This window comes from Halomonas sp. LS-001 (genome assembly GCF_052983955.1).
In genome coordinates, this window is the sequence record NZ_CM129816.1 from 3,429,735 (window position 1) to 3,444,385 (window position 14,651).

The following is a 14,651-nucleotide window of genomic DNA, read 5'->3' on the forward strand; positions in this document are numbered from 1 at the left end:
GGGAGAGACACGCGTGAACGAACTGGTCTTTTTTATCAATAACGTGATTATTTCCGGCAGTGTGACCGGCTCCATCTATGCCATCGGAGCCGTTGGCGTCACCCTGATCTTCAGCATCATGCGTTTCGCCCACTTTGCCCATGCTGACATGATGACCTTCGGCGCCTTCATGGTGCTGTTGCTCACCAGCGTGTTTCCGGCAGCAGGCGCAAGTCTAGGCGTGCCAACGGCGCTGATCATGCTGCCGCTGGCCATGGTGCTAACCGCCGCGCTTGCCGTCGGGATCGACAAAGCCTTCTATAGGCCGCTGCGGGCCCATGGGGTCAAGCCCATCGTTCTGGTGATCGCTTCATTGGGCGTTACCCTGATGCTGCAGGGGTTGATTCGCCTATTCTCGGGCACTGGCGGGCAGAGTCTCTACGTCGACGATCGCAAGGAAATCTTCCGCTTTGCCCTGCCCTTTGAAAACGTCCGAGCGCCGATTGTCATCACTGAGCCGCAGATTTACCTGTTCATCCTGACCCTGGTGGCGGTTATCGCGCTGCATCTGTTTCTCAACCGCTCTCGGATTGGCAAGGCAATGCGTGCCATGTCGGATAACCCCGAGCTGGCTCAGGCATCGGGTATCAACACCCAGATGATCGTGGCAGTGACCTGGGTAATTGCCGGTGGTCTGGCGGCCATTGCAGGCACATTGCTCTCCCTTGATGTAACGTTCAAACCGGATCTCAGCTTCTTTATCTTATTGCCGATTTTTGCCGCTGCCATCGTCGGTGGTGTAGGGCACCCTTATGGCGCTATAGCCGGTGGCTTTGTGGTTGGCTTTGCCGAAACCCTGGCGGTGTTTAACTGGAATATCCTGCTGCGCCCTTTCCATGACAGCCTGCCAGTCTGGCTGGAACTCCCCAGCAACCTGGCGTTTGTCAGCAGTGAATACAAGATTGTGGTGCCGTTTTTCATTCTCGTCGCCATTTTGGTGTGGCGCCCAACAGGGCTCTTCAAGGGTAAGGTGATCTAATGACGACCAACAGCACACCCTCCAAACGGGATGCTTCCTATACACCACGGGATGCAAGCGCAGCACGACGTTTCCCGCTGCGCGAAGTGGTGCTTTTCTGCCTTTTGCTGGCGGCCATTCTAGGCGTCTACGCGATGATGGGCGCGGCTTACAGCACGCGCATGATGGTGGAAGCCGCCTGCTATGCCATTCTGGCCCTCGGTCTGACCATTCAATGGGGTTACGCGGGACAGTTTAATGCGGGTGTCATGGGCTTTGTGGCGCTGGGTGGCTTCTGTGCCATGCTGTTCAGTGTGCCGGTGAATCAAGATTTCTGGAGTACGCCGTTACCCTGGGAACTTAGCCGCGTTCTGCTTTATGGTGCTGCCGCTGTCCTGGTTGTCTTCGCTGCTTCGCGACTTGATCGTATCGGTGTACCAAAAAAGCTGCGCACCGCGATCACGATTCTGCTCGCTGTGGTGCTGTATCTAGTTGTTATCAGTTTACTGCGTGGGGTGACCGAGCAGATCGAGAACAGCGCCGGGTTCATCGGTGGCTTCGGGCTGCCCGCCTGGTCTGGCTGGATCGTCGGTGGCGCGCTCGCTGGCGTGGTCGGCTATTTTATCGGCCATGTCTGCCTGGGCTTACGCAGCGATTATCTGGCCATTGCCACCTTGGGCATTGCCGAAATCATCAAGGCGTTTCTGAAAAACTCCGACTGGCTCACCCGAGGCACCGCCACCGTCTCGCCGCTCCCCTGGCCCACTCCCGGTCCCGCCGAGTTAGGCTTTACCCTGGCGCGAGCGGTGTATCTTTCGATTACCGCGGTGGTCATCGCGATTATCTTTTTCCTGCTGCACCGCGCCTACCATGCCCCCTGGGGAAGAATGGTGCGCGCCATTCGCGATAACGAGATTTCTTCTGCGGCCATGGGCAAAGATATCAATCGGCGGCGGCTGGAAATCTTTGTGCTGGGGTGCATTCTGATGGGGCTGGGTGGCGGCATGCTGGCCACGTTTAACAGCCTGTTCGACCCTAACGGCTACCTGCCTCTGAATCATACCTTTCTGGTGCTGGTCATGGTGATTCTAGGTGGCCCTGGCAACAACCTGGGTACGATATTTGGGGCAGTGGCGGTTTATATCATCTGGCTGATGTCAGAACCGTTGGCGCTGTTCCTGATGGATCTATTTGTTAGCGCAGGCGAAAGCGCCTTCGGCTGGGACGCCCCAGGCAATATGAGCAGCAGGGCATTGCAGGCACGGGTACTAGTCATCGGCCTATTAATCACCCTGGTGCTGCGCTTTGCTCCCAAGGGTCTGTTACCGGAGAAAGTCGCCCATCACGGCTGATAGCCAGGCAGTAAGCTTAAGCCTCTAGCCTCCCTGCGGGGAGGCTTTTTCATTGGTAGCCACAAAAAACCGCCCAGGCGATTAAACCTGAGCGGTTGAAAGTTCAGAACAAAGAGGCCGACTGCCGTCGGCCTGTGACAAGTTACAGATCCACAAACCCTTTGTTGGTGAAAGTACCGTCTTCCACCACCATTTCTATCACGACACCCGGTACATCACCGTTTTCATCAAACTCATGGGTGCCGGAAGCGCCTTCGTAGTTGATTTCGGTGCCAGCGGCAATCAGCTCAACGGCTTTTTCCCATTCTCCCGGCAGAATCACTTCACCCGGTGCGCTGGAAACGCTGCGCAGCGCTTCGGATAGCCCTTCACGCTCGGCACTGCCGTTCTGTTCGATGGCCAGTGCAATCAGGAAAGCCGCGTCATAGGCTTGCGCCGCAAAGACTGAGCTTGGGTCATAGCCGGCCTCTTCGGCTGCACTATTGAAAATCTCAGAGCCTGGCAGATCCGGGCTACCGGGGCGAGTGGCGATCATGCCATCCAGTATATCCGCGCCAATCGCTTCAATCAGGCTGTCACCCACCATGCCGTCAGCCCCGACATACTGGGTAAACATACCACCTTCATAGGCCTGGCGAAGCACTGTCTGGCCTGACGTGTCGGCATAGGCCAGCACCACAAGGGTTTCTGCGCCGCTGACGGAGAGTGAGCCCAGTTCCGAGCGATAGTCTGCGCGGTTATCTTCATGACCAAGGCTTGCAGCCACCTCACCGCCACCCCCTTCAAAGGCTGTGGTAAAGGCATCAGACAGACCGCTGCCATAGTCGTTGTTGACGTAGGTCACCGCAACGTAATCAATGCCTTTTTCGAGCAGCAGTTTGGCCAGCATTTCGCCCTGGAAGGCGTCGGAAGGCACGGTACGGAAAACCAGGTCATTATCATCGATAGCCGTCACGGCTGGGGCTGTGGATGCTGGGGAAACCATCAAAACACCGCCGGGTACCGCCGCGTTGTTAGCCGCTGCTATCGTCGCACCGGTACACAGGGCGCCAACAATGGCAGTAACCTGCTCAGTATTCACCATACGGTCGGCAGCGTTAGAAGCAGCAGATGCATCCGAACAGGTAGTGTCGCCGGTTGGCATCACCAGTTCCTGGCCACCCAGCAGCCCGCCCTGAGCATTGACCTGTTCAACCGCGAGACGCGCGCCATCAAAAATGGGCGGTGTCAGGCTTTCGATACCGCCGGTGAACCCTCCCAGAAAGCCAACTTTCACTTCAGCATTGGCAACACCTGCCAGCGCCAGCGTTGATGCGGCGACGGCACTTGCAAGTAAGCGTTTGTTTATCATGTTGTTTGATGCTCCTGTTTTAAGCTCAAGTGTCAAGCTCAAGTGTTTATCTTAATATCAGCATTCACTTTAAATCTGGAAGTAAACACGCCAAAACACAACTGTCTTTTTTAACGTTACTGAACGCATTTCAAACGCTTGTCTCTATGCTGACTTCTAAGCAGCCCAACCAAACCCAAGAATCGGCATCGCCAGCGCAAACATGGCAACACAAATGACCACGACTGCAATCAGGCTCATGACCGCCCCAGCGCGCAGCATATCCAGCACGCTGACCTTGCCACTGGCAAACACCACCGCGTTCGGCGGTGTCGCCACTGGCAGCATGAACGCGCAGGAGGCGGCCATGGCCACCGGCACCGCCAACAACAGTGGGCTGGCATCCAGGCTGACGGTCAAGGCCGCCGTCAGCGGGAGTATCGCCGCGGCCGTGGCACTGTTGCTGGTCACGTGGCTCATCGACATCACGATCACGACGACCATCAGAATCATCGCCCAGGTGGGCCAGCTGCCGAACACCGCAAGACCATTGGCGACCACGCCTGCTAATCCGGAGCTGTCGATGGCAGTGCCCAGGCTCAGCCCGCCACCCACCAGAAGCAACACGCCCCAGGGCAGATTCTTGGCACTATCCCAGTCAAGCAGAAACTGGCGCTGACGCCAGCGCGCGGGCACCATAAACAGCAATAGCGCCCCCATCACCGCGATACCGCCATCGCTTAGCGTCAGCCCGCTCCACTGCTCAAGCAGAGGACGGGTGATCCAGGCCAGGGCAACCAGAGCAAATACCAGCGCCACGCGCTTTTCCGGGCCACTCATGCGCCCCAGGTCTTCCGCCTGCTGGGTGAGCATGGCGCTGATGCCACGTAACGGCGTGTGAGGCACCGGGTAGAGCCGGTAGGTCAGCAACCACCAGGCAGCTACCAGCATCAGCGCCGCCGGGGGAACCGCGACCAGCATCCATTGCGCAAAGCCAATTCTGATACCGTAATTATCGCCGATAAAGCCTGCCAGCAGCGCATTCGGTGGCGTGCCGATCAAGGTGCCCATACCGCCGATATTGGCCGCCAGCGCGATGCCTAACAGCAAACACAGCCCGACTGCCCGCTGCTGTGTGCTGTTCAGCTCGTCATTGCGTTCCAGAAGCGCCAGGACGGAAATACCGATGGGTACCATCAGAGCGGCAGTGGCGGTATTACTCACCCACATACTCAGAAATGCCGTCGCTGCCATAAATCCGGCCACCAGCGTATCCGGCCGTTTACCTGCCAGTGACAGCACGCCCAACGCAATACGCCGATGCAGATTCCAGCGCTGAATGGCTTCGGCCAGCATGAAACCACCCAGGAACAGGAAAATTAGCGGGTTGGCATAAGGCGCTGCCGCCGCACTGATATCTCCCACGCCCAGAAGCGGCAGCAACGCCACCGGCAATAACGCCGTCACGGCCATGGGAACAGGCTCTAAAATCCACCACACGGCCATCCAGACGGTTAGTGCCACTACACTCCAGGCCGATGATGGAACCCCCTCCGGCGCATTCATCAATAACAACAGCACGGCCAGCAATGGGCCAAGAAACAGCCCAGTGGTCACTTTTACTCGTTCCATGCGTGTCACGCGTCATCCTCCTCGTGATGCTCATCGAGAAGCTTGGTACGCTGCTTACGCTGCTTATTGCGCCGGTACAGGCGCACCAGGGCAATGCACAGCGCCGCCGTTACCATCAAGGCCAGCGTGACGCCCTGCCACAGCCGTGCGTTATCGCCAAGCGCCGTCTCCAGAGTGATGATCAGCATCAGGCCAATCGCCTGCGAACCAATCGCTAGCGCTCTCAACATATCAAAGGGTTGCTGAGCCATAATCTCTCCGCATAAGAAGAATTGCGTGATAGGGTTTTGCTGCTCTCGATGGAACGGCAACCGAACATACTGTGTACACATTGTAACGATTATTTGGAAAAAATTATGAACGCCATCGCCCTCGGCCCTTTTTTGCTGTCTTTACCGCGCCTTTATGCGTTTGCCTGCGCCCTTGTGCTGATGCTGGCAACCCGCTGGCTACTGAAGCGTTCCAGCCACGAACAGCAGCGCTGGTTCACCGGCTTGATGCTGGTATGGTTGATCAGCGCTCGGCTAGGGCATGTACTGATGAACCTTGACAGCTACGCAGGCGCGCCGCTTGACGCCCTCATGGTGTGGAAACCCGGCTATGAAGGCTTATTCGGCTTGCTGGGAGGCATCGTGTGGAGCGTTTGGGCACTGCGCCATCACCTGCAGGACATGATCGCCGCCATCCTGATGCTGATCGGCGCCTCGGGCCTTTGGCTAGCGCTGGTGGTTTTTTCCCCGCTGGGTGGCGGCCTATCGTCTCAGCCGATCCCTGAGCTGACGCTGCAGGATATCGAAGGCAATGACGTTTATCTTCCCTCGCTGGCCGATGGCGAGCATCGCGTCATTATCAACCTGTGGGCCACCTGGTGCCCGCCCTGCCTGCGGGAGATGCCGCTACTGGAAGAGGTTGCCACCCGCGAAAATGTCCATGTGGTGATCGCCAACCAGGGCGAAGACCTGCTTCCCGTAGTACGCTATCTTGATGAACAGTCACTGACTTTTCGCTATGCCTTACGGGATCCCCGCCAGCAGTTAATGGTCGCCTTCGAAACCCCGGGGCTTCCGACGACCCTGCTGTTTGACCGCCAGGGCCGCATGATTGAACAGCATGTCGGCGAGCTGACACGTGCTCAATTGGATCAATGGCTGGAAAACTAACACGGTAACCCTTGTTATCCTTGTTGGGCCGCCACCGGCTTTGCGTTAGAATCCCCCGCCCTGACTCCTCCGTCGGTTACCCCGCCGACGGCTTTGACCCGTTTTCATCACCCGTTGAGGCAACATGAGCGATTTTTCTCCAGGCCAGCGCTGGATTAGCGACGGAGAGGCCGAACTTGGCCTTGGTACCGTACTTAACTGCGACTCCCGTAGCGTCACCATTCTGTTCAGTGCCAGCCAGGAAACCCGCACCTATAATACGCGGCAAGCCCCGTTAACACGGGTGCAATTCGGCAGCGGCGACCGTGTCATTGCCGCTGACGGCTGGCAGATGCTGGTCGATGAAAGCCAGCAGAATAATGGCCTGATTACCTACATCGGCGAAGACGACAACGGTGAGCGGCGCGAGCTTTCCGAGGCCAAGCTTGCCGACACCATGCGCTTTGACCAGGCCCGCGACCGTCTGCTCACCGGTCAGGTTGACCGCAACGACTGGTTCGATCTGCGTTTTCGCACCCTGCATCACTATCAGCGCATTGAGCAGCATAGCGCCCTGGGCTTCTCCGGCCCGCGTATCGACCTGATCCCCCATCAGCTCTACATCGCCGATGAAGTGGCAAATCGCCATGCACCACGCGTACTGCTGGCCGATGAAGTCGGCCTGGGCAAGACCATCGAAGCAGGGCTGATCCTGCACCGACTGCTGCTCGTCGGGCGTGCCGAGCGGGCGCTGATTCTGGTGCCCGATAGCCTGACCCACCAATGGCTGGTCGAGTTACTGCGGCGCTTCTCCCTGAACGTGACGCTGCTCGATGAACAGCAAAGCCAGGCCCACGGCAGCGAGAACCCGTTCGAAAGCGGCCAGCTGATTCTCGCCAGTCAAGGCTGGCTGTTTGCCAACCCCGCCCGCCAGCAACAGGCTAACCAAAGCCATTTCGACATACTGATTGTCGATGAAGCGCACCACCTGGACTGGAGCGCAGAGGGCAGCGGCCCAGGTTACCTGTGTGTTGAGCAGTTGGCCGCGAATATCGAGGGTTTGCTGCTGCTGACCGCCACGCCCGAACAGATGGGGCTGGAAAGTCACTTTGCCCGTCTTCGCCTGCTCGACCCCGAACGCTACCACGACCTGGCCCGTTTCAAGGAAGAAGAGCGCCACTACATTGACGTCGCATCCGCCATTGATGCGCTTGACGCTCTGCCCGCGGATACCAGCGCCCGCGCGGCGGTAGATGCCGTCGCCGACGACCGTGACAGCCAGGCATTGCTCGCTACCCTGATGCACCCGGAAGCCAACGAAGATCAGCAGGAAGCCGCACGCCACCAGCTACGCGACGCCCTGCTCGATCGCCATGGCACGGGGCGCGTCATGTTCCGCAACAGCCGCCGCCATGTCGGGGGCTTCCCTGAACGCCGCCTGCACCTTGTGCCACTGGCCTTGCCATCGGCCTACCGTCGGGTGGTCCGCCGCCTTGAGCGTGACGAGGACTACCTCGACGAATTGCTGATCGAAACCGGCATGGATCACCCGGATGTACTGATCTACCCGGATGCCATGTACCGCGAGATGTCTAATGATCCGCTCAATGCCGAAGACTGGTGGCACATTGACCCGCGGATCAACTGGCTGCTGGAGAAGCTCAGCGACGACAGTGAAGAAGGCTTTGCCAACGCTAAGGTTCTTGAGAAAGTCCTGGTCATTGCCCATCACCGCGAAACCGCCGAAGGCATTGCCGAAGGGTTGCGTGTGCTGGGCGGCTATCACGCACCGGTGTTCCACGAAGACCTGACGCTGATTGAACGCGACCGCGCCGCTGCCGCCTTTGCTGATGACGAAGACGGCTGCCAGGTCCTGGTCTGCTCGGAAATCGGCTCGGAAGGACGCAACTTCCAGTTCTGTCGCCATCTGGTGATGTTTGATCTCCCCCAGCACCCGGATCAGCTGGAACAGCGCATCGGGCGGCTGGACCGCATCGGCCAGCAGCACGCCATTGAAATCCACGTACCAACGTTTGAAGGCAGCCCCGGTGAGCGCCTGCTGCGCTGGTATCACGAAGGCATGGATGCGTTCAGCGCGCCCACCGGCATCGGCAGTGACCTGTTTGAAGCCTTTGGTGACGCTCTGGCAGATGCCCTGCTTGATGACGAAACGCTGGAAGAAATCATCGACGAAACCCATACCCAGTTTACGACCCAGCTGGCCGAACGGGATGCAGGACGCAATCGTTTACTGGAGCTCAACGCCTGTCGGCCTGCCCGCGCCAACGATGTCATTGATGCCGTGAGCGAGCTGGATGAAGACACTGCCTTGCCCCGCTACATGGAGCGCGCGCTGGATATTTTCGGCGTAGAAAGCCAGGAACTCGGCAAGGATTTGATGCTGCTGCAGCCTAGCCAGCACATGCTGGATGGCCTGCCAGGGCTGGTCAAAGGCGAAGAGGGTTTTACCGCCACATATCGCCGCGATGTGGCACTGGCCCGTGACGACGTACAGCGCCTCTCCTGGGAACACCCACTGCTGCGCGAAATGATGGGCCGTATTATCGATGGCGCCATGGGCAACACCGCCCTGGCACTGCTGCCCCACCCGGCGCTGCCCAGCGGCCGTCTGATGGTCGAGCTGATTTTCAGAACCCACTGCCCGGCGCCGAAGCGGCTGCATCTTAATCGCTTTTTACCGCCCACGGCGATCCGCGTTCTGCTGGATGAATCCGGTGCCAACCTGACCAGCAAGATTTCTTTTACCGGGTTGAGCAAGAACGTCCGGAAAATCAATAAATCGATGGCGCGCGAGTTGATTAAAAGCCGCCATGACCAACTACGCGAACTGCTGCTTCAGGGGGAAGGGGAAGCCGACCGTGAACTGCCGAGCATTGTTGAAGCCGCGGAAACCCGTATGCGTCGCCAACTGGACAGTGAACTGGCCCGCCTGACCGCCTTGGCGGAACATAACCCGACCGTGCGTGACGCCGAGATAGACGCTATCCGCCAGGAACGCCAGGCTCTCAGTGATGCCATCGAAGCCACCCGCTTACGCCTGGATGCGGTGCGCGTCGTGATCACCGCCGACCCGAAGAAATAACGGCGCATGCAAAAGCCCCAGGGAAGGGGCTTTCCACACGATTCACCAGCTTCATACAAACCAAATACATTCTTGAGATACACCCTTGGCGTAGGGCGGGTTCCCGACGTGATCCGCTGCCACTAACCTCAATCAGGGCACGTGTACCACAGCGGATTCACGGCGCAACCCGCCATTCCGTGCCATCATCGAGGAAACGGTGGATTACGTCGTTCATCCGCCTTGAGTTTTATCGTTTGCAGCGAGCGGTATGCATGGCGGATGACGCCGGGAATACACCCTACAGGTGACGATTCACAACTCACGCCTCACGCCTCACGCCTCACAATTTACCCGTCACTTACTGACAATCGCCTCCAGGGCTTTATCAAGCGTGGGATACTGGAAGATAAATCCGGCAGCTTCAAGACGTTCCGGGCGCATATCAGCGCCGGTGAGTAACAGCTGAGACATTTCACCCAAGCCGAGTTTCAATACCGCCCCCGGCACCGGAAAGATCGCCGGGCGATTGAGTGCCTTGGCCAGGGTACGGGTGAATTCAGCGTTGGTCACCGGATGAGGGGCACTGCCATTAAAGGGTCCTTTCAACGTCATGTCATCTAACAGAAACAGCATGGCGGCCACCAGATCATCACGGTGAATCCATGGCATAAACTGCTTACCATCGCCAAAACGCCCACCCAGCCCCAGTTTGAACGGCGGCAACATTTTTTGCAGGCTACCGCCTCCGGCATCCAGCACCAGGCCAATACGCAAGATGGCTACCCTCACGCCCAGCGCTTCTACCTTACCTGCTGCAGCTTCCCAGTCGGCGCATAAGCGATGAGCAAATTCATCATTAGGCGATGTTTCCTCAGTGACTTTATGGTCGCCCTGATCCCCGTAATACCCCATGGCAGAGGCAGAAATCAGCGTGTGTGGAAGCGGCTGACCGTTCTCCTTGAGCTGCTCGCACAGTTTGACCAGCTGCTGGGTTGCCTTCAGCCGCGATGAAATCAGCTCGTCTTTCTGTGCGTCGCTCCAGCGCTTGGCAGCAATGGACTCCCCTGCCAGATTGATCAAGGCCTCCGGCGGCGAATCCAAAAACGCCTGAGCACTTTCGCGAATATCGCAATCTTTAGGTAAACGTGAACGGACCTTCTGCGGTGTTCTCGACACAACCTGCAGCGAATGCCCTTGTGCGGCCAGTCGCTCGCAAAGCCGCTGGCCGACAAAGCCGCTTCCGCCGGTTATCAATATACGCATCTTGTTCTCTCCTCTCGGGGACGCCTGTGACCTGAATTCTTATAAACCTGGTTTTACCTGAGTTCTGTCATTGCCAAAACGATATAGCCACACTTTGCCACACCTGATTGTACAACACCTATACCACCCTGCTACAATTGTAGTTACTCATAAAAGCATCCCACTCATATCATTATCAACGGCGATAAAAAACCGTTGCCTTCAAGGATACGTTACATGACGGTTTCTCACACAGCGGTTATCGGCGCGGGGCTTTCAGGGCTGGCTTGTGCCCAAGTGCTTGCCAGTGCGGGAGAAAACGTCACGCTATTTGATAAAGCCAGAGGCCCCGGTGGGAGAATGTCGAGCAAGCGCCGTCCTGATGCCACGCTTGATCTGGGCGTTCAAGCGTTTACGGTGCGCGACGATGCGTTTGACGCAGAGGTTTCTCGCTGGCGGGCCGCCGGTTGTGTCAGCCAATGGCCGCAGCAGGTTTACCAGGCGAACCCTATTGGCTGGCAGGCTTGCCACGATGGTCAACATCGCTACACCGGCGCACCACAAATGAGTGCAATCACTCGCCATCTGGCCGATACACTCGGCGCACAACAGGTCCCCATTCACCTGACAACACGCATTACAGCGCTGATCAGGAAAGTTGACGGCTGGTGGCTTGAAGGCGATGACACTCAGCTGCATGGACCCTATACACAGGTGGTTATCAGCGCACCGCCGCCCCAGGCCGCCACTCTGGTACAACCCTGGGACAATCATCTTTTTGAGCTTACCCAGCGCCTTGCTCAACGTAGTTGCTGGGCTGGTTGGGCGGTATTTTCAGCACCATTACCCACCCTTCCCGACGTCGACACCAATTGGCAGATGGCACGGGTCGACCATCCCATATTACGGCTAATATCACGCAATCAGACAAAGCCCGGTAGAGAGAATCAGCCAGAAAGCCTGAGCCTGCTTGCCACGCTTGATTGGAGTGAGACTCACCTGGAAGCCACACCAGAAGCGGTAACGCAGCAGCTTATTGATGTGCTGAAAAGCCTTTATCCTGCTCCCCTGGCACTGCCTGACCTGCTGGATAGCGGCGCTCACCGCTGGCTTTACTCCCAGCCTGATGAACATAACGATGTTCCGTCACAAGGATTTGCCTACAGCAAGGAAGGAATTGCGTTGTGTGGTGACAGCCTGAGCGGTGGTCGCGTTGAAGATGCCTGGCTGTCAGGGCATCGGCTAGGGCACTTTCTGCTGACTCAAGTCGTGTGAATTGAGGCGCAAATTAATGTGTGCGGAATGAGAGGTTGTACCTGAAGGCAACAAGTTGTACAAAGAAAGCATGTATAATACGCGTCGATTTTTTGCGTTACGAATCAACCGCGTTGAGAGCTGAAACCAGCCTGAATCAAACACACCGTGCATTTTGCAAAAGATAACCAAGAGGCAATGGCGCCCATGAGCAACAAGGCGACCCACCCACCCGATACGCCGCTTTATCCCATCCGGGAAGTTTCCCGACTGACGGGTGTGAACTCGGTCACCCTGCGTGCCTGGGAGCGCCGTTACGGGCTCATTCGCCCACAGCGAACACCAAAAGGCCATCGTCTTTATGCCCAGGATGATATCAGCCGCATTGAGCGCATCCTGCAATGGCTAAACCGTGGCGTACCCGTTAGCCAAGTCGTTGACCTGCTGGATCAGCCGGAAACCGTCGAGCCGCCGACACCTGCCAGCGGCGACTGGGAAAGCCAGCGCCAGCAGCTACAGGGCACGATAGAAGCACTGGATATGGCCAGGCTTGACCCGCTCTATCACCAAAGCCTGGCGCTTTACCCGCTCAGCGTGGCCATTAATGAGCTTTGGCAACCCGTGATCATGAACCTGGAAACCAAGTGGGCGACAAAACCGGATGCTCTGGTACGCCGCACGCTGGAAGCGTTTTTGCGCAACCAGATCGGTATCCGTCTTCATCACGCCAATCAGGCAACTCGCGGCCCGCTGATTTTGCTCAACAGCATGCCTGATGACCCTGGCCCATTATGGATTCTGATGGTAGCGCTGGTCGCCAGCGAGCACGGCTATCGCGTGCTGTTACTCGACCGCAACCTGCCACTTGAGGATCTGCCCCAGGCAGTGTCACGCCTGCACGCCTCCATGGTGTTACTGTCGAGCGGCCAGGCAGAAAGCGATGACTATATTCAGCATGCCCTACCTCAGGCAGCGAAAAGCCTGAATGTGCCGATAGGTGTGTGTGGCAACGTCGCCAGTCTGAGAGAAAATGCTTTTACCAGCGGTGATGTGCACCTTCTGGGCAACGACCTCCCTCAGGCCATCTCACGCCTGCGCCCGTTATTGCGCGAATCCGGCGTTCTCTAGGTCATACCAGTCTCTAGACCACGCCTTGAACACGATTTTAGACAGGAGACACCATGGCGCTGCAGTTGGTTTGGTTTCGTAGCGATTGTCGTATTCACGATAACACTGCACTGGCCGCTGCCGCTGCCAAAGGGCCAGTCGTCGCTGTGTTTCTGCGCAGCATCGAGCAATGGCAGTCACATGACCATGGCGCCAACAAGCTGGATTTCTGGGCTCGCGGCGTAGAGGCCCTGCAAGATGCCTTGGCAGGGCTGAACATTCCGCTGTTGCACCGCGATATCGGCACCTTTGAGCAGGCACCACAAGCGCTGCTTGAGGTGGCTGAGCAGGTTGGTGCCCAGGCGCTGCATTTCAATTATGAGTACCCCCTCAACGAACAGCGCCGCGACCGGGCTGTGTCTGAGCGTTTCCATGCCGCAGGGCTTGGCGTTCACGGCTACCACGACGCTGTTGCCTTTGCCCCCGGCACGCTGCTGACCGGCAAGGGTGATTACTACGGTGTTTTTACGCCGTTTTCAAAAGCCTGGCATAAAAATATTCAGCCTGAACAGCTGGCACTGCGGGAGACCCCGGCGCCTCAGGCACCGCTGGATATCCAAAGCGACCCACAACCTGCTTTGCCGGAAGACCTCACTCACACCATTGATGGCCGCCAGTGGCCTGCCGGTGAAAATGCGGCAGCGGACAACCTTGAGCGTTTTCTGCGTTTTCGTGGCCGTTATTATCAAGCGCAGCGTGATATTCCTGGCGTGCGCGGCACCAGCGAGCTATCGCCTTATCTGGCCCTCGGGATGATTTCCTGGCGACAATGCATGCAGGCCGTATTAAGCGAAAACGGCGGCAGCCTGGCGGATGGCGATGTAGGGCTGACGACCTGGGTCAGCGAACTGATCTGGCGGGAGTTCTATCAGCACGTGGCGGTTGGCTTTCCCCAGGTGTGTCGCCACCAGCCTTTTCAGGCGCATACCCGCCACCTAGCATGGCGTGACGATGAAGCCGGCTTTGCGGCCTGGTGCGAAGGGCGTACCGGTTACCCGATTGTTGACGCCGCCATGCGTCAGCTGGTGGCCACTGGCTGGATGCATAACCGCCTGCGCATGATTACGGCCATGTTTCTGACCAAACACCTTCTGATTGACTGGCGGCATGGCGAAGCCTTTTTCATGCAGCACCTGATTGATGGTGAGTTCGGCGCCAACAACGGCGGCTGGCAATGGGCAGCTTCAACCGGCACCGATGCTGCGCCGTATTTTCGGATTTTCAATCCAACGACCCAGTCTACCCGCTTTGATCCGGACGGGGCGTTTATTGCCCAGTGGCTGCCAGAGCTGGCCTCGCTACCTGCCAAAGCGCGTCATGCCCCACCCAGGGATCTATCCACCCAGCTCGACTATCCGCAGCCCATCGTTGAACACAAGATGGCTCGCCAGCGTGCGCTGGATGCCTTCAAAGCGCTGAAAGACTGAAGGGGCGCGAAGGCTTTGCGTTTTAA

11 protein-coding genes are annotated in these 14,651 nt (G+C 57.8%); 7 read left to right on the top strand and 4 right to left on the bottom strand.

Annotated features, from left to right (window positions below):
* The first annotated feature begins 13 nt into the window (after positions 1-13).
* On the top strand, positions 14-1,018 hold the full coding sequence (locus tag ACU6TU_RS15265) for a branched-chain amino acid ABC transporter permease (protein ID WP_447142222.1): 1,005 nt from the start codon (positions 14-16) through the stop codon (positions 1,016-1,018).
* Complete coding sequence (locus tag ACU6TU_RS15270) at positions 1,018-2,349, top strand: branched-chain amino acid ABC transporter permease (protein ID WP_447142223.1); 1,332 nt, start codon at positions 1,018-1,020, stop codon at positions 2,347-2,349. Before ACU6TU_RS15265 ends, ACU6TU_RS15270 begins: the two co-directional genes overlap by 1 nt.
* Positions 2,350-2,491: 142 nt before the next feature.
* Here ACU6TU_RS15270 and ACU6TU_RS15275 read toward each other — a convergent pair whose 3' ends face one another.
* The 3 genes from ACU6TU_RS15275 to ACU6TU_RS15285 form a co-directional block, all read right to left on the bottom strand.
* On the bottom strand, positions 2,492-3,700 hold the full coding sequence (locus tag ACU6TU_RS15275) for an ABC transporter substrate-binding protein (protein WP_447142224.1): 1,209 nt from the start codon (positions 3,698-3,700) through the stop codon (positions 2,492-2,494).
* 156 nt (positions 3,701-3,856) lie between these two features.
* Positions 3,857-5,311 (bottom strand): SLC13 family permease, encoded by a 1,455-nt coding sequence (locus ACU6TU_RS15280; RefSeq protein WP_447144272.1) that lies wholly within the window; start codon positions 5,309-5,311, stop codon positions 3,857-3,859.
* Between the two features lie 5 nt (positions 5,312-5,316).
* Positions 5,317-5,562: a hypothetical protein gene (locus ACU6TU_RS15285; protein WP_447142225.1), complete on the bottom strand. Its 246-nt coding sequence runs from the start codon at positions 5,560-5,562 to the stop codon at positions 5,317-5,319.
* Positions 5,563-5,667: 105 nt separating this feature from the next.
* Here ACU6TU_RS15285 and ACU6TU_RS15290 point away from each other — a divergent pair, with 105 nt between their 5' ends.
* Complete coding sequence (locus tag ACU6TU_RS15290) at positions 5,668-6,471, top strand: redoxin family protein (protein ID WP_447142226.1); 804 nt, start codon at positions 5,668-5,670, stop codon at positions 6,469-6,471.
* A gap of 124 nt (positions 6,472-6,595) precedes the next feature.
* Positions 6,596-9,553 carry an RNA polymerase-associated protein RapA gene (gene rapA, locus ACU6TU_RS15295; RefSeq protein WP_447142227.1) on the top strand — a complete coding sequence of 986 codons (2,958 nt, stop codon included), beginning with the start codon at positions 6,596-6,598 and terminating at the stop codon, positions 9,551-9,553.
* Between the two features lie 336 nt (positions 9,554-9,889).
* Here rapA and ACU6TU_RS15300 read toward each other — a convergent pair whose 3' ends face one another.
* Positions 9,890-10,798 (bottom strand): TIGR01777 family oxidoreductase, encoded by a 909-nt coding sequence (locus ACU6TU_RS15300; RefSeq protein WP_447142228.1) that lies wholly within the window; start codon positions 10,796-10,798, stop codon positions 9,890-9,892.
* A 216-nt stretch (positions 10,799-11,014) separates the two neighbouring features.
* On the opposite strand from ACU6TU_RS15300, the gene ACU6TU_RS15305 reads away from it, so the two are divergent.
* The 3 genes from ACU6TU_RS15305 to phrB all read left to right on the top strand — a co-directional run bounded on the left by ACU6TU_RS15305 (position 11,015) and on the right by phrB (position 14,625).
* Positions 11,015-12,052: an NAD(P)/FAD-dependent oxidoreductase gene (locus ACU6TU_RS15305; protein ID WP_447142229.1), complete on the top strand. Its 1,038-nt coding sequence runs from the start codon at positions 11,015-11,017 to the stop codon at positions 12,050-12,052.
* A 186-nt stretch (positions 12,053-12,238) separates the two neighbouring features.
* A complete protein-coding gene (locus ACU6TU_RS15310; protein ID WP_447142230.1) occupies positions 12,239-13,159 on the top strand; it encodes a MerR family transcriptional regulator in 921 nt (306 codons plus the stop codon).
* 53 nt (positions 13,160-13,212) lie between these two features.
* Positions 13,213-14,625, top strand: coding sequence for a deoxyribodipyrimidine photo-lyase (gene phrB, locus ACU6TU_RS15315; RefSeq protein WP_447142231.1), 1,413 nt, complete (start codon positions 13,213-13,215; stop codon positions 14,623-14,625).
* Positions 14,626-14,651 lie beyond the last annotated feature (26 nt).